The following is a 15,183-nucleotide window of genomic DNA, read 5'->3' as shown; positions in this document are numbered from 1 at the left end:
TCATCACTGGCTAGTTACTCTTATTTGATCGCTTACTTACTCATGTAAATATTTGCTTATATAACATTTAGTGAAACAGGCATTTGGTTAAACAGACATTTGGCTTAAAACGATCGGCTATTTTTCTAGACGTCGGCCAGTAACTCTTTCAAAGCACAATACTTCTTAAATCTTGCTTCATAGAACTCATGACGTTCATCGCTTGGTCTAAATAGGCGTTGTGACCTCTTCGTTTGAACCTTATCCATCAAAGAACGGTCGTTAGATAGCAATGCCGTAACGCTATTTAGCGCAAGCATAGCTACGCCCTTAGCGCCAACTTCATTAGACGAGCTCACTTTGATTTCAACGTTAAGAATGTCAGCAAACAACTGGCACCAATAATCACTTCTAGACGCTCCGCCACTAATTGCAACAGAGTCCATCTTATAACCCGCACTGCGTAGGCGATTGATATGCTCTAAGTGTGCAAACACTATTCCCTCATAAAAAGCATAAACAATATGAATATCTTGGTGCCAGCCTTTCAACCCAATCAAATTGGCAGATGGTGACGATTGACCTGTCGACCCATATAAGTAAGGGTGAAACAGCGGTAAGGCATGATTCAACTCAACATCTTCTAACTGACGATTAAATCGCTCAAATACACTCTCACCTGATGATGATTTATCGATTTGTTCTGTAAAGAACCGCTGAACGAGCCACTCCAAATTCGAGGCTGAACATGTACTTGCTTCAATCGCTAAATAACGATCTTTCCCAAGTTTACACGCCATAAATATATCTTGTGGGGGAAGCGTATCAGTGACAATTTGGTTAATATTCCATGTCCCTGCGACAACAGACGTTTCACCTAGGTGGTGTGCTTCCGAGCCATACGCGCAAGCAACCACATCAAATAGCCCAGCAATAACAGGCGTACCAATGTTGAGTCCAGTTAACTCTGAAACCTCTGACGTAATGCCGCCAATCACCTGATTACTCTCTAGAGTGTCTGGCAGTTTCGTTTTAATGTCGGCAATATCATAAGCGCCTAATAACTCATCAGAAACACTGTCCGTTTCAAAATCAAACAGACCTGAAGCCGTGATGTCCCCCCATTCCGTGGCACACTCTCCTGTGAGTTTAAAATTCAGATAGTCTTTACAAAAAAGTACTTCGCCTATTTGTTCGTACGTCTCTCGTTGATGACGCTTTAACCAATGCAATAACACCGCCGTTTGGGAGCTCCAAACACCTTGATGATTTTTTCGATTGATGACCGAAAATAGCGTTGATTTTTGCAAACGTTCAACATCTGATTGCGCTCGGCTATCTAGAGATTTTATACCGAGCAGTGGTGCTCTATTTGTGTCCAATAGATAGAGCCCGTTTCCATGGCCACTACAGCCAACTGCGACAACATGGTTTCGATCTACCTTAGTTTTCTCCATTACTCGGCGAATAGCATCAGCACACAGCTCCCAGCACTCATCAAGATCAGCTTCGGTATAGTCAGGTTTAGGAATATGGGTCGGATAGTTATTAGCAACTGTGGCTATCTCCACGCCATTTTCATCAAACAACGCAGCCTTAACCGCTGTATTGCCACAATCAATCCCAAGTGCGTATGACGTCATATTCCCTCCCTGACTTTTCATTTAATACCAATTGTTACTTATCGAAAATTGTTTACTTGTCGCCAATGTAGATGTTCATGGCCTCTGATGTAGACGCATCGTTATGTATCATCGCCATCAGCGCATCAACAACACGGCTTGGGTTCGGATGTTGATAGATATTGCGACCGTAAACCATCCCTAACGCTCCCTGATCAAGTAACGCTCTTGCTTTACTAAACACCGACTCAATATCTTCTCGACCACCGCCACGTACAAGGACGGGGCAACGACCTGCTTCAACCACTTTATGAAAGTCTTCAGCATTCGCAGTAGGGTCAGCTTTAATGATGTCAGCCCCCAACTCACGTGCCATTCGAGCAAGCGTCACGATTTTTTCGCAATCACCGTCGACCATGTAAGCCTGCCCTTTTGTATTTGGCTGCATCACTAGCGGTTCAACCATCAATGGCATGCCGTATTTTTCACATTCCGCTTTCACTTTGCTGATGTTCGCGACACATTGTTTAAATAGATCGGGCTCATCAGGAAGCATGAATAGATTGACCACGACACACGCAGCATCCATCTGTAAAGCCTGAATAATAGGCTGCTCTGCATTTTGTAGAAGCGCCCACATGTGGCGGTGACGTTCGGCGTTATACGGGTTACCCAAATCTATTCGCATCACTAATGCCGGCTTATCTTTACCGTCAACATTTTGTAGAAGGTCCGCTTGACCAGCGTTCATCTGAATAGCGTCAGGTTTTGCGTTAACTAACTGCTCTACAACCGAGCTCATGTTTTCTAGCCCGTCTAGAAAAGACGGTTCGTTACAGACGCCGTGATCAATCGCTACATCGAGGCATCGCCCGTTCTTAAACAATCGGTTCATCCTAACCTTATTGGTCAAATACATACTCTTCTCCATTTAGTAATTGTTGATTTTCAACATTATTTAATTTTGATGTGGTTTCAGGCGTCTTTGTTAGGCCGTCTAACTCGACGCCATGAAACGTAAGCAAGACACGCTTAGTTTGCTCGCGATCTTCCTCTCTTTGTTGTGAGTTCCAGTTGAAGAAATCGGCAGTAATGTCCGATATTTCTTCAAAAACCTCGTTATTCAATTTGCCTTCAATGGCAATAGACGTTCGTCTCAAAAATACGTCCAGAGACGTGACAACATGCTCATGTTCTAGAATGTATGTGAGTTCGCCTAGGCTATAATCTGACAGAGAATTCAGGCGTGAATCTGACTGGCCTTCCAACCATTCCAATAGACTTTCACACCCTGTACCGTAACGCTTGAACCAAACGTCAATTAAGCTGTGTGACTGATTTGAATAACGATCGGTAAGTGTCGCTACGTATTGATCCTTGTCTTTTTTAGTGACAGGGTAACCCTCCCCGCCACCGATCTGTTTTTGCTTGGTACTACAGCGTCTAGGTTTATCAAGAATGTTTAACAACTCATCAGACACTTCTTCCCCAAAAGCACGAAATGTTGTCCATTTCCCACCAATCAGCGAATACACTTCGGTTCCGTCTATTACATCTCGTTTAATCGAATGACTTCTCGGTATTTGCCCCGTTGTCGAAGCGTTCACAGAAGGCAACGGACGCACGCCACTGAATTGGTAAACGATTTGATCTCGACTGATAGTAAGATCAGGCAGAACGCCTGTTAACGATTCTAAAATGTAATCAATTTCTTCATCGGTACAGTGAACCGATTCAGGATCACTGACTGGAATATCGGTTGAGCCAATAAGCACCTTGCCGAAATATGGAAACAGAATGCACACTCGCCCTTCACTGTTTTCATAAAACAACATATTGTCGTTTAGCTCATGTAAAAGTTCTGGGTTATCAACAATGATGTGCGATCCCTTTGTGCCTTGCATGTATTGACTGGGGGCGGTCAAAAGGCCATTGGTACTATCTACCCATGCCCCTGTTGCATTCACGACATGACGGCTGAACACTTGAACTGATGATTCACTGTCCGATTCACTGCTCGGCTGCTGCAACGTAAGTTGTCCATCGCTTAACTCGGTTACTTTTGTGTAGTTAAGCGCAGTACCACCCGCTTTAATGCCTTCTTGAATCAGCTCCATAGCTAGCCTTTCTGGAGAGCTTATCCAAGCATCAAAATAGGTTGCGCTACTACGGACTTTCTTGCCCATTAACGGCCAACGTTTTTGAGTTACGGTCGCAGAGTGCATTTTGTGGGCAGGCATCATTTGGTCTCGTTTGGTAAACCAATCATACAAACTTAGGCCAAGCTTAATAACCACAGATCCGCGCTGAGAAGGACGATCTTTAAGGCCGATAAACTTGAACAACCCATCAAAAACGCCAGACCAGGTTGAGAATATTGGTATGGTTGTTTCCAGTGGCGAGACTAAATGAGGCGCATTACTGAGTAGACGATTACGCTCGAACAGTGCTTCTTTCACTAAAGAAAATTCGCCGTTTTCAAGATAGCGCAAACCACCATGTATCATCCGAGAGGGAGCCGCACTTGCCTTGGAGCAAAAATCGTCTTTTTCAACAAGCAGTACCTTAACGCCTTGCAGTGCTAGCTCTCTAAATACGCTAATACCATTAATACCGCCTCCAATAACCACGACGTCAAAGCCACTTTGCTGCTCTAAGTTTTGGAATACTTTTGTGTTGTTATTCATCTTTGCTTCCTGCCAAGTGCTGTTCCCTTCCGAACCATTTTCAAACGCTACGATTTACGCTCTAAGCCAGTTCCAACTCACCAAAAAACTCTAGAGATTTGGCATCGATGAATTTCACTTCTTCCAGTGATAGTTCAACACTCCCAGCAGCTGCATTCTCTATCGCTTGTTGCGGGTTTCTTGCACCACACAAGGCGTAGGTAATTCCAGGTTGTTGCAAGGTTGCGGCTATCACCAGTTGAGCGACACTGATGTTTTTTTGTCGAGCAATCGGCTCAATTGATTGGCAAAATTTCTGTACCCAGCGGCGATTCTCAATGGTGAACATAGGATCAGTAATGCGTTGGTCATCCCCAGTAAACAAGCGCTCTGGCGTTACCTTCCCACTTAATAGCCCCATCGCCAAAGACGAATAACTTAAACAGGCAACATTGGTTTGAATCGTTGTTGGTAATAGTGTTTGCTCGAGTTGACGATCGATTAGGTTATATTTCTCTTGAACCGCATCAACAACCCCACAGCTTTGATACTTCGCCAGTTCCGCTTGATTGGCGTTACTAATTCCAATCGCTCGAATTTTTCCAGCCTTTTTGAGAGATAACAGCGCTTCCATCGTCTCTTCGACTGGCGTAGTCGGATCTTGCCAATGCGTAATATAAAGATCGAGGTAATCGGTTTGTAATCGTTTAAGGCTTTGTTCCACTTCGTGTTGAATCGCATCAGCGCCTAAATAGCGATGAACGGGTTTGCCATTTTCATCAAAGAAGTGATTGCCTTTGTTTGTATGCCAAACTAATCCACACTTGGTCGCTAAGACCACTTGGTCACGCTTACCTTTTATTGCTTTACCGACAATTTCTTCTGACACTCCAAGACCATAAGCCGGTGCGGTATCAATCAGCGATACACCATTATCAAGCGAGGCATGGATAGCTTCTATTGCGGCTTTTTCGTCAGTGCCACCCCACATCCAACCGCCCATAGCCCATGTACCCAAACCAATCACAGATGCTTCAATTCCTGACTTTCCTATTTCTCTTGTTTTCATGATCTTTTCCTATTTAATGAGTTCTAATACACGGGCTACCGTATCTTCATCCGAAACAATGCCATTCATTAGTCGACCTTTTAGTGCCGCGACTAGAGCATCAACCTTTGAATGAGTCGCTGCTACGCCAATACTGTGTTCGATATTGTTCAATTCTTGTAGATTCAGTCCAATCAGCTTCTGGTTAATATGTTCAGCACATTTGTTTCCATCCTCATCGTAAAGATGCGCAAGAACTTCGCCTTTGCACTGAGCGCTGATGACCGTTTCTGCTTGGTGACCACTTAGCGAACGTAAGTCGTAATAGCTGTCACTCTCACTGGCGACAGAACCAACCCCAACCAAAGCAATATCCGCACTTCTCGCGAGATCCAATACCTCTTTAATACTGCGCATTTCCATCAGTATTGAGCGTTGCTCGTCGGTATCCACAAATAAAGGCGCATGAAGTTGAGTACTGCTACCTCCTAGCTTTTCAGCTAGGCGACTCGCGAGATAATTCACATCCGTGAAATGGTGGCCTTGGATGCCCCCCGTTGCGGGGACAACTCGAACATTGGGAAAGCTCATCGGTTTAATCTCTTCCACTATTTGAGCCATGGTTTTACCACCACTGATGCAAATAACGCTGTCTGGTTTCACCGTTTCTATCAGTAATTCACCTGCTGCTTTAGCGACTTGGCGAGTGACCACACTTTCATCTTTACTTAAGCTAGGTTGAATCACTGCCGTCTTGAGCCCAAAAGCGTCGAGCATTCGTTGCTCCAACGTATGGGTTCTCTCTTGTGGCAGGTTTAACGTTATTTCTACTAGCCCATCATCGTGAGCTTGCTTAATAACGCGATTCACTTTAGCCGTCGACAAACCAAGTTGCTTCGCTATATCGGATTGATTTAGATTCTCCATATAACGTAACGTCAGAACTTTTGCCGTTTGCCTCAAGATGTCGTCTTGTTCACTCATCGCCATAATCCTTCCCTAGTTCACTGTTTATTCTTGTCTATATAGCTAGCTATTTACTGACTCATAAGCAGTGAAATTTATTTCATCTGAGTAAAAAATAATCACAACAAAGAACTTTTACAAGTTAAAACGATACAAATAGTTTCGTTTTAGTTGCTTTGTTGCGAAAGATCACATTTATAACAATATTGATACGTAATGTATCAATATGAGATTGACCGTCTAATTTTCATTCACTACCTTTTAACACGTGAAATACATTTCACCGTTTGAAAGAAAATTCAAATTAGTGATAACAACAAGTGAATACCCAATACAAATGGAGAAGATCATGAAGTCAGTAACATTAAAAAAGATTTTTAATAAAGGACTTATCGCTACAAGTATTCTTGTTGCTTCAAGCCTTGCTGCTACGACACAGGCAAATGAACGAATTGCATTTTTCGTTTCAGACTTGTCGAATGTTTTCCACCAATCTCAAGCAACCGAAGCGAAACGCTACGCCAAAGAGAAGTACGGCGCGGAAGTGGTTATCTTCGATGGCAAAGCCGATTCAGCGGTAATGACACAAAACGTAGATCAAGTTGCAGCTGGCGCATTTGATGGTGCATCACTGCACATTTGGGATGGCGAAGCCGCTACACCAGGTGTGAAAGAAGCACTTGAAGAGAACATCGCGATGACTTCGTTCTTTAGCCCAATTACCGATACGGGCATTCCAACAGCACGTAGCGACGAGGCGACAGTGTCGTTTGATATGGGCGCACAAATGGCAAAAACGTGGAAAGAAGCAAACCCAGATAAACCAATTGTGATGGTTCAGCTAGGTTGGCCAAACCATACAGAAGTGAGTTCAGGCCGTACTAACCCATTTGCTGAAGGCGTTTTATCCGTTGATCCTACCGCGAAGAACCTAGGTGCCCTTGATGCAAGTGGCGGTCAAGAAGCCGCAAAACAGATAGTCGTAGACCTTTTGACCCAACAGCCAGAAGTTAACCTTATCTATTCTGAGGCCTCTAACTTAACAGTAGGTACGATGGCTGCGTTGTCTCAGCTTGGCCGAGGTAAGTTTAAAGATGGTAAACCTCACACTGAAATTGTGGCAAGCGTCGACTTTGACTCGGTTGAGTTTGACCAAATTTACGATCCTGACTCAAGCCTGAAGCTATCAATGGGTCTTCCACCTGTTGAAACAGCACGCGGACGTATCGACTTGGTTATGGACGTAATCAATGAAAAAGTAGCGCCAAGTAGCGCTGAAGCAGAAGAGTTCTTCTACAAGGCTTACACCATCTCTTATTGGTCAATGCCAAAGCCTGATGCAGAGCAATGGCTAGAAGCTCAATTTAGTAACTAACATCACTAATTAATCACTTAGTGAAAACCAATGGCGGCTTAATGAAGCGTTAAGCCGCTTGTTAACTGAAATTAGATTCAAATCTCATAGACAAGGAATGGTCACTTCAACTGTATTACCAACACTGACTCATCAGTTTTGAAGAACCAACAACCAAAGGAGAGATCATCTTGAATAGTCAAAATTCTACTTCTGTTCTTTCAATTCAAGGGCTCATTAAAGACTACCCCGGGGTGCGGGCGGTTAACGATGTCAGCTTTTCAATTGAACACGGTACAGTGCATTGTTTAATCGGCGAAAATGGTGCGGGTAAGTCGACACTGGTGAAAATGATCACAGGCGCTATCAAGCCGACTCGGGGCACCATGAAAGTAAACGGCCAACCGTATCGCCCAAAAGGAACACAATCCGCTAGAGAATCCGGTATTGCTACCCTTTTTCAAGAGTTACATGTTGTTGACGAACTGACTGTACTTGAGAACCTAACCTTGGGTATGGAAAAAAGTAGATTTGGGTTTCTAATAAAATCCGACTTAGAAGAGAGAATGATCCGTACGTTAGCAACAATTGAGCCTTCAATTGATCCCTACGCTAGAGTCTCGACGCTAGGTGTCGCGCAAAAGCAGATTATGGAAATCGCTCGCGCTGCCTCTTCTGGTGCTAACATCATTATTATGGATGAGCCAACCGCCGCTTTATCTGAGCGCGAGGTTGAACGGCTCTTCACGGTAATTCGCCGCCTTCAAGCTCAAAATGTCACCGTTATCTACATCTCTCATAAGCTTGATGAAATACTATCGCTAGGTGACACCGTTACCGTCATGAGAGACGGTCAACATATCGCAACCAAACCTATTTCTGACGTAGAAGGTCGCGCTGAACTCATCGACATGATGATCGGCCGAACCATCTATCATGATTACACTCCTCGTGACACCGTTACTGATGAGGTGTTTCTGTCGGTTCACAACCTTAATAACCACCGACTTAAAAATGTCTCTTTCAATATTAATAAGGGAGAAATCGTCGGCTTCTATGGCCTTGTTGGCGCAGGAAAGACAGAAATCGCAAGAGCTATTTTTGGCGCAGATAAAGTAACAGGCAGCATTAAACTCAATGGCGAAGAGATCGGCCAGTCCCCTAAAGAATCACTCGCCGCAGGTATCGCGTTAGTACCCGAAGAGCGTAGAACGCAAGGGCTTTTTACTAGCTTAACTATTCGCGAAAACATTCCGGTAATGAACTTACCAAGAATGTCAGATTTGGGCGTATTCAAAGCGGATGATGAACTAAACGCCGCTAATGATTACGTTGAAAAGCTCTCCATAGCCACCAGCTCAATTGAAAAGCCCGCTGAAAAACTCTCTGGCGGAAACCAACAAAAGATCGTCATCGCGAAATGTTTATTCTCCCAAGCCAAGTTACTACTGCTCGATGAGCCAACACGCGGCGTCGATGTGGGTGCTAAGACTGAGATTTACGATCTCGTTAAAAGCCTCGCCAATGACGGTAACTCTGTCGCGGTATTTTCAACAGAACTCGAAGAAATACTCGGTGTCTGCGATCGCTTATTCCTACTTTATGACGGTTCATTAGTCTCTGAGATTAAAAATGGGCCAGACGTCGATACAAACCACATATTAAACGCGGCCACTGGTGGCCTTGAGGAGGCGGTATGTTAAATACTTCCATTAAGTTAAATCACTCACCTGTGCAACATCGCAGGGTCAGTGATCAAATGTACATTACGCTATTAGTCGCCTTTGTCGCCGTTGGGTTATTTTTGGTCGCGTCCGTCTTGGTGCCTAACTTTTTTCAAGTCCAGAACATGTTGAACTTGGTCACCAATAACTGGGCTGTGATTTCACTCGGCGTTGGCGTCTCGTTTTTGCTTATTTCGGGTAATTTCGACCTTTCTGTTGGTGGTATCGTCGCCCTATCAGGTGTTCTATCGGTATGGTTTGCTCAATCAGTCACTGGTGCCTCGACTCTATCGTCTGGATTGGGTTTACCTTATTGGATGGCGATTGTTGGTGCATTGTTAGGCGCACTACTCATTGGTGGGTTAAACGCCCTTTTCGTTGTTCGATTTCGTATCCCTTCTATCATTGTCACGTTAGGAACAATGATGGTAGCCAGAGGAATCGCCCAAGTGATTACTCAGGGCTCACAACGAAACACCAATTTACCTTCTGAGTTTGGTGTCTTGGGCAGTTTAAAAGTGTTCGGCACGTCTATGCAGTTCCCTGTTCTTTTCATGCTTCTTCTCTTTTTAGCGGCCATTTTTATTGAACGTAAAACCGTTTTCGGACGCATCACCTATTGGATTGGCGCGAACCCTGAAGCGGCGAAATTATCAGGTATTGATAACGCGAAACACATTACCTACTTGTATCTATTTAGCGCTTTAGTCGCAGGGATAGTCGGAATACTGCTCTCTTCTGAGTTCAAATCTGGCTTCTCTAATCGTGGCCTACTTATGGAGTTCGATGCGTTAGTTATCGCACTTCTCGGAGGCATCGCGATTGCAGGCGGGTTTGGTTCTGTCATCGGTATGTTCTTTGGCGCCATCATACTTGCGGTGGTGACATCAGCAGCCACTGGCCTCACCTTGTCACCCGACTGGCAATTTATATTAAGGGCCGTCGCAGTGTTTTTAGCTATTACAGCTCAAACGTGGGCGTTGTCCCTTCGCAGTAAATAACCGAAGTAAATCAATAGGTGAACGTCATGTCTGATTCAACAAAAGTGTTAAACACACCGTCGAGCTTTGGTAACCAAGTGTCTAAGTTTGTTCTCAATTACTACATTTACTTTGTATTAGCTGCGATCGTGATTTTTCTTAGTAGTGTTAACTTAGAACAGTATGCGCTGTTCGAACGCGGCAACTTTCTTTATAAGAAAAACATCATCAATATTTTACGTGTGTCTGCGCCAATCTTGGTGCTAGCTGGGGCATTTACTTTATTGATGATCTCAGGTTATATCGACCTTTCCGTAGGAAGCACCATGGGGTTAAGTGCTGTTATCTACGCCCTGCTCGCGATTAATGGTGTACCATTTTGGGCAGCCTTTTCTATTACCGTGTTCTGTGGGGTTTTACTCGGGGCATTTAACGGATTGTTAGTCGTGAAGTTTGGAATTACCCCTGTTATAGCAACCTTGATTACGTTGAGTTTGTATAAAGGTGTGGCGCTATTGTTGGTTGAAGATGGTGTCTCTGCGATTAAATCAATGGGCGATATGAAAATGCCAGGTTGGTTTAATGACTATGGACGAGATGCGGTATTAATGGGATTACCAATGGCCTTTTGGGTAGCCGTCGGGGTGACGGCTTTTCTCATCTTGCTACAAAATCGCTCACTACTTGGAAAATACGCCGCGGCTACAGGGGGCAACCCAACAGCAGCCAAGCTATCCGGTATTAAAACAGGGTTAGTCGTCTTTAGCTTATACGCTATCGTTGGGGCTTGCGCTTCTTTAGCTGGCATTGCCCGAGCGAGTTTTATGTCCATCGGTGATCCACTATCTGGCGATGGTATGGAGCTAACTGCTATTTTAGTCGTATTGATTGGTGGTACTGCGTTTAGTGGCGGTGAAGGTAAAGTGCTACGCTCTTTCGTTGGTGCACTTATCATCATGACACTCACTGTTGGTATGCTGACCCTTGTTCCTGCGTACTATCAAACCTTAGTTATCGGTGCTGCGCTATTGGCGGCGGCCGCTTCAAATCACTTAGTCAGTCGTAAGAAGGTGAATAGCTAAGCCATTCACTGTTTTATTTAGATTCAATACTTAGAAAAATACGGCAAGCCAATGGCTTGCCGTATTTTTAAACGTTTAAAGTATTTTCAATACTCTTTTTATTCAAATCCTTCTAGCACCACTTTGCCAATCGATTTACCCGACTCAAGCAATGCGTGTGCTCGACGCAAATTCTCAGCATTGATTATTCCGAAATGCTGCCCTAGCGTTGTGATTATCTCGCCATCGTCAATCAACGTTGACACTGCGTTGAGCAATTGACGTTGCTGATCCATGTCTTCCGTTTGAAACAGAGTACGAGTGAACATCAACTCAAAGTGAAGAGAGAGAGACTTAGCTTTCAGTTTCATCACATCCAACGGCTCTGACGGATCATCAATCAATGCAAAGTCACCCTGAGGGGCTAGTATTTCCATACATTGGTCAAAGTGGTCTTGGGTCTGATTCAGGCTGATAACATGCGTAACGTTGTCGATGCCTAATGCTTCTAACTGAGGCGCAAAGGCTTTCGTGTGATCGATAGTATGGTCTGCGCCCAGTTCGGCTAACCAGTTCTGGCTTTCTACTCTAGACGCTGTGCCAATGACCGTTGCATTGGTCAGCTTTTTCGCCAGTTGAGTCAATATAGAACCAACCCCTCCTGCTGCGCCGATGATCAAAAGCCTGACAGAATCATCCGTTGTAGTGTTAGGCGTGGGTGTAAATTTAAAGCGCTCAAACAGTAATTCCCATGCAGTAATCGCTGTAAGAGGTAAAGCAGCAGCTTGAGCATCACTTAAGCTCGTTGGTTTTTTACCTGCAACACGCTCATCAACCAAATGGAATTCAGAGTTTGCGCCAGGACGATTGATGTCTCCCGCATACCAGACGGCATCACCCACTTTGTAATGTTCGACAAGGCTACCCACTGCAACAACCTCTCCGACTGCATCCCAACCTAATACTTTATGCTGCCCTTCATCTGGCTGATTGCGTGTACGGATTTTAGTGTCTACAGGGTTGACAGAAATAGCGTTAACCTTCACCAACAAATCACGTTCTGATGGTTGAGGAACAGACAACTCGATATCGATTAGGGAATTTGCGTTATCAATGGGTAATGACTTTTGGTATCCAACTGCTTTCATGGTTAACATCCTATTATTGTGTTCATTAGGGTTCGTTTTGCTCTACAACTCACAATAGTGGATTCCAACTCAAACAAAAACACAGCAATACTATAATCTTTATCAAAAGTATTTTGATAATAGGCGTACCATGCAGACCAATGACCTCACTCTATTTGTTGCAACTGCGGATTTATTGAGCATAACCAAAGCCGCGACAAAGCTTGACTTGAGCCCTGCAGCTGCCAGCGCCGCGATAAAAAGGTTAGAGCGCGAGCTTGGCGTGGAGTTATTCGTACGTTCCACTAGGCAGTTACGTATCACTGAAGAAGGTGAACGCTTTTTATCGCACTGTAGAAGTGCGTTGCAATCGTTGGATCACGCTAAAGCTTCGTTATTAGAGATGCGGGGTGAAGTCGCAGGTAAGTTACGTTTATCCGTGTCGTCTGACCTTGGTCGTAATGTTGTATTGCCTTGGCTTGACTCGATTATGGATACTCACCCTAAATTGAGTTTAGATTTGACCATCAGCGATTCTGTGGCCAATTTATATCAAGATAGAATTGATGTGGCGCTGCGCTACGGGCAACCAGAAGATTCGTCGATGGTTGCGTTTAAGATTGCCGATGTACAACGAGTCGTTTGTGCTTCCCCTGACTACATCGCTCGACACGGACAACCCGCCCTGCCTACAGAACTGCTAGAGCACAACTGTTTATTGTATCGGCTTGGGACAACGCAGTTCGATCAATGGGTGTTCCATTCTAAAGCCGATGAACCTTCATCCCGAGAAATTAAGGTTAAGGTAAGAGGAAACCACCGCTGCGATGATAGTGAGATTGTTCGTCGTTGGTGCGTGGCTGGGAAGGGAGTTGCGTTGAAATCCCGCCTAGATATGCTTCGTGATTTAAAACAAAACAGGTTAGTTGAATTACTACCTGATTATGTAGTCTCCCCAACCAGTTTGTGGCTTATTTGTCCGAATAGACAACAGGTGACGCCTGCGATTCTATTATTGAGAGATGAACTTCGTATTCAGTGCAAGAAGCACCTTGAACCCTGATTTCTATTGTAGGTGTGTGCGTTTTATCGCGACAACATAATATGTGTGCCAATGCTTCATTCTACCTAGTGAAGTCTTCGCTTCTTCATCACGTTCAAAAAACCTAACGATTTCAAATTCAGTGAACAAGCTCATGACCTCAGATTCCGTTAACGGTGTCGTAGGGCTTCGATAGTTTTCGGCCCAACTGTCTTTAAAGCCCATGAAGTCACCGACAAACACCCCACCTACTTCAATTGAAGATTTGATGTTGCTCCAGGTCACTTCAAATTGGTCAGGGTCTGCGAAGAACAGGCTTGAGTTTGCGATAACTACCCCAGATTTCGGATAGTCGAACGATTCAAACGAAGACTCTGCGATATTCACTAATGGCTTTGACCTAAATCTGTCTCTACAAATAGCAACGGAATCAGGATTAATATCGAAGCCATGAACTTGATACCCCTGCTGTTCTAAATACTCGACATCACTCCCTGTCCCGCAACCGCAGTCTGTGGCTACCTTGAGGTTTGATTCATTAAGCCGAACTGCGAACTCAGTACGTTTTGAGTGTAGACGAGTAAGTGCCTTTTCGTAATATTGACGCCAAATATCAGTGTTTATATCCATAAAGTGATGATTTCCGTAAAGTACATAGCACCTTATTAATTGGTGAAAAACCTAACCACCAATCTAATCCACTACACCTTAAAAATTAAAGCCGATTCAACTCAAAGTGCCGAGCGTTGCGAATCTGTCTTAAACGCTATGTTATGTGTTTTCTTCGTCACCTTCGAAGACTAGAAATTCGTTCGACTCACTAAGTTCTGTTGGCATTTCATACAATTTGCCATCAGCTTGATATAGCGTAAGCCCAAAACCAAATGAAGCTAGTTGAATTCCTAGCTCTGTCAGTTCCCAACCGTTTGATTTACTTGAGTTAACAGCTAAACCAACAGAGGATAATTGAGCTATATATGGCTTTGAACGTTGATAATAGGTTCTTACTTGATTGCTATATAAGTTCATTAGTCCTTGCATCGCTCTAAGGGCAGGAACTGTTGCAGCACATATAATATGCATTAACGAGTTAAACTCATTCAGATCGATTTTACCCTTAGCAAAACTAACACAAAGGCGTCCAAGTATTTCAGCCTGGATTGGGCGCTCTGCAGAAGTAATGATTTCAAAAATGGTTTCAGCTGCTTCTTCTGCCTGCTCAGTATTAGCAAATATCTGACCGGTGAAATATAGGGCTTCTTCCGAATTTAGAGTGGATGCAGACTTGATAAAGTTAGCATAGTTTCTTTTTACCTTTGCGACTTGGTATTTATCATATGCATTCTTTATTGAGAACGCATACTCTACGAATGGGACTTCCGACAAGACTTCACTTTCAATGAAGATATCTATTGAAGACTCTGCAGCCTGACAGAGCTCCTTTGACGCTTCACCTGCATTCAAAAGCGAGTCTTTCATATTTCGAATCAATTTCATCTTACTCTCGATAATTGTGAGCTCTTCGGACACATAACGCCCTATTAAGGTGTGAGCAACGCAATACCGATGTCTCAGAAGGCCACCTTAAACACAAAACGAAATGCATAGCAAAAA

General features: G+C 44.0%; 13 protein-coding genes. 5 read left to right on the top strand and 8 right to left on the bottom strand.

The window, feature by feature from the left end; translation table 11 throughout:
• Positions 1 to 125: 125 nt before the first annotated feature.
• The 5 genes from KP803_RS16645 to KP803_RS16625 form a co-directional block, all read right to left on the bottom strand.
• Positions 126 to 1,622: an FGGY-family carbohydrate kinase gene (locus KP803_RS16645; protein ID WP_248009992.1), complete on the bottom strand. Its 1,497-nt coding sequence runs from the start codon at positions 1,620 to 1,622 to the stop codon at positions 126 to 128.
• A 52-nt stretch (positions 1,623 to 1,674) separates the two neighbouring features.
• Entirely contained in the window at positions 1,675 to 2,520 is an 846-nt protein-coding gene (locus tag KP803_RS16640) for a class I fructose-bisphosphate aldolase (protein WP_248009991.1), read from the bottom strand.
• Positions 2,504 to 4,288 (bottom strand): glycerol-3-phosphate dehydrogenase/oxidase, encoded by a 1,785-nt coding sequence (locus KP803_RS16635; RefSeq protein WP_248009990.1) that lies wholly within the window; start codon positions 4,286 to 4,288, stop codon positions 2,504 to 2,506. The genes KP803_RS16640 and KP803_RS16635 overlap by 17 nt, the downstream gene beginning before the upstream one ends.
• Positions 4,289 to 4,349: 61 nt before the next feature.
• Entirely contained in the window at positions 4,350 to 5,336 is a 987-nt protein-coding gene (locus KP803_RS16630) for an aldo/keto reductase (protein WP_248009989.1), read from the bottom strand.
• Positions 5,337 to 5,345: 9 nt separating this feature from the next.
• Complete coding sequence (locus tag KP803_RS16625) at positions 5,346 to 6,299, bottom strand: sugar-binding transcriptional regulator (RefSeq protein ID WP_248009988.1); 954 nt, start codon at positions 6,297 to 6,299, stop codon at positions 5,346 to 5,348.
• 331 nt (positions 6,300 to 6,630) lie between these two features.
• Between KP803_RS16625 and KP803_RS16620 the strand changes: the two genes are divergently transcribed.
• The 4 genes from KP803_RS16620 (at position 6,631) to KP803_RS16605 (ending at position 11,421) form a co-directional block, all read left to right on the top strand.
• Positions 6,631 to 7,656 (top strand): sugar ABC transporter substrate-binding protein, encoded by a 1,026-nt coding sequence (locus tag KP803_RS16620; RefSeq protein WP_248009987.1) that lies wholly within the window; start codon positions 6,631 to 6,633, stop codon positions 7,654 to 7,656.
• 170 nt (positions 7,657 to 7,826) lie between these two features.
• Positions 7,827 to 9,338: a sugar ABC transporter ATP-binding protein gene (locus KP803_RS16615; protein ID WP_248009986.1), complete on the top strand. Its 1,512-nt coding sequence runs from the start codon at positions 7,827 to 7,829 to the stop codon at positions 9,336 to 9,338.
• Positions 9,332 to 10,360, top strand: a complete 1,029-nt coding sequence (locus KP803_RS16610) for an ABC transporter permease (protein ID WP_248009985.1) — start codon at positions 9,332 to 9,334, stop codon at positions 10,358 to 10,360. The genes KP803_RS16615 and KP803_RS16610 overlap by 7 nt, the downstream gene beginning before the upstream one ends.
• Positions 10,361 to 10,386: 26 nt before the next feature.
• Entirely contained in the window at positions 10,387 to 11,421 is a 1,035-nt protein-coding gene (locus tag KP803_RS16605) for an ABC transporter permease (RefSeq protein WP_248009984.1), read from the top strand.
• Between the two features lie 98 nt (positions 11,422 to 11,519).
• Here KP803_RS16605 and KP803_RS16600 read toward each other — a convergent pair whose 3' ends face one another.
• A complete protein-coding gene (locus KP803_RS16600) occupies positions 11,520 to 12,548 on the bottom strand; it encodes a zinc-binding alcohol dehydrogenase family protein (RefSeq protein ID WP_248009983.1) in 1,029 nt (342 codons plus the stop codon).
• A gap of 130 nt (positions 12,549 to 12,678) precedes the next feature.
• Here KP803_RS16600 and KP803_RS16595 point away from each other — a divergent pair, with 130 nt between their 5' ends.
• Positions 12,679 to 13,590 (top strand): LysR family transcriptional regulator, encoded by a 912-nt coding sequence (locus KP803_RS16595; RefSeq protein ID WP_248009982.1) that lies wholly within the window; start codon positions 12,679 to 12,681, stop codon positions 13,588 to 13,590.
• A 3-nt stretch (positions 13,591 to 13,593) separates the two neighbouring features.
• Here the strand turns inward: KP803_RS16595 and KP803_RS16590 are convergent, their stop codons facing one another.
• On the bottom strand, positions 13,594 to 14,199 hold the full coding sequence (locus KP803_RS16590; RefSeq protein ID WP_248009981.1) for a class I SAM-dependent methyltransferase: 606 nt from the start codon (positions 14,197 to 14,199) through the stop codon (positions 13,594 to 13,596).
• A gap of 141 nt (positions 14,200 to 14,340) precedes the next feature.
• Positions 14,341 to 15,066 (bottom strand): hypothetical protein, encoded by a 726-nt coding sequence (locus tag KP803_RS16585; RefSeq protein ID WP_248009980.1) that lies wholly within the window; start codon positions 15,064 to 15,066, stop codon positions 14,341 to 14,343.
• Positions 15,067 to 15,183 lie beyond the last annotated feature (117 nt).

This window comes from Vibrio amylolyticus, assembly GCF_023145695.1.
Classification (GTDB): Bacteria; Pseudomonadota; Gammaproteobacteria; order Enterobacterales; family Vibrionaceae; genus Vibrio; species Vibrio amylolyticus.
The sequence above is the reverse complement of the archived record's forward strand: the minus strand, read 5'-3'. Positions and strand labels throughout refer to the sequence as shown.

Bases quoted from the DNA above. Each gene is read 5' to 3' on its own strand.
- KP803_RS16645 (WP_248009992.1), bottom strand. From the start codon at position 1,622: ATGACGTCATACGCACTTGGGATTGATTGTGGCAATACAGCGGTTAAG.
- KP803_RS16640 (WP_248009991.1), bottom strand. From the start codon at position 2,520: ATGTATTTGACCAATAAGGTTAGGATGAACCGATTGTTTAAGAACGGG.
- KP803_RS16635 (WP_248009990.1), bottom strand. From the start codon at position 4,288: ATGAATAACAACACAAAAGTATTCCAAAACTTAGAGCAGCAAAGTGGC.
- KP803_RS16630 (WP_248009989.1), bottom strand. From the start codon at position 5,336: ATGAAAACAAGAGAAATAGGAAAGTCAGGAATTGAAGCATCTGTGATT.
- KP803_RS16625 (WP_248009988.1), bottom strand. From the start codon at position 6,299: ATGAGTGAACAAGACGACATCTTGAGGCAAACGGCAAAAGTTCTGACG.
- KP803_RS16620 (WP_248009987.1), top strand. From the start codon at position 6,631: ATGAAGTCAGTAACATTAAAAAAGATTTTTAATAAAGGACTTATCGCT.
- KP803_RS16610 (WP_248009985.1), top strand. From the start codon at position 9,332: ATGTTAAATACTTCCATTAAGTTAAATCACTCACCTGTGCAACATCGC.
- KP803_RS16605 (WP_248009984.1), top strand. From the start codon at position 10,387: ATGTCTGATTCAACAAAAGTGTTAAACACACCGTCGAGCTTTGGTAAC.
- KP803_RS16600 (WP_248009983.1), bottom strand. From the start codon at position 12,548: ATGAAAGCAGTTGGATACCAAAAGTCATTACCCATTGATAACGCAAAT.
- KP803_RS16595 (WP_248009982.1), top strand. From the start codon at position 12,679: ATGCAGACCAATGACCTCACTCTATTTGTTGCAACTGCGGATTTATTG.
- KP803_RS16590 (WP_248009981.1), bottom strand. From the start codon at position 14,199: ATGGATATAAACACTGATATTTGGCGTCAATATTACGAAAAGGCACTT.
- KP803_RS16585 (WP_248009980.1), bottom strand. From the start codon at position 15,066: ATGAAATTGATTCGAAATATGAAAGACTCGCTTTTGAATGCAGGTGAA.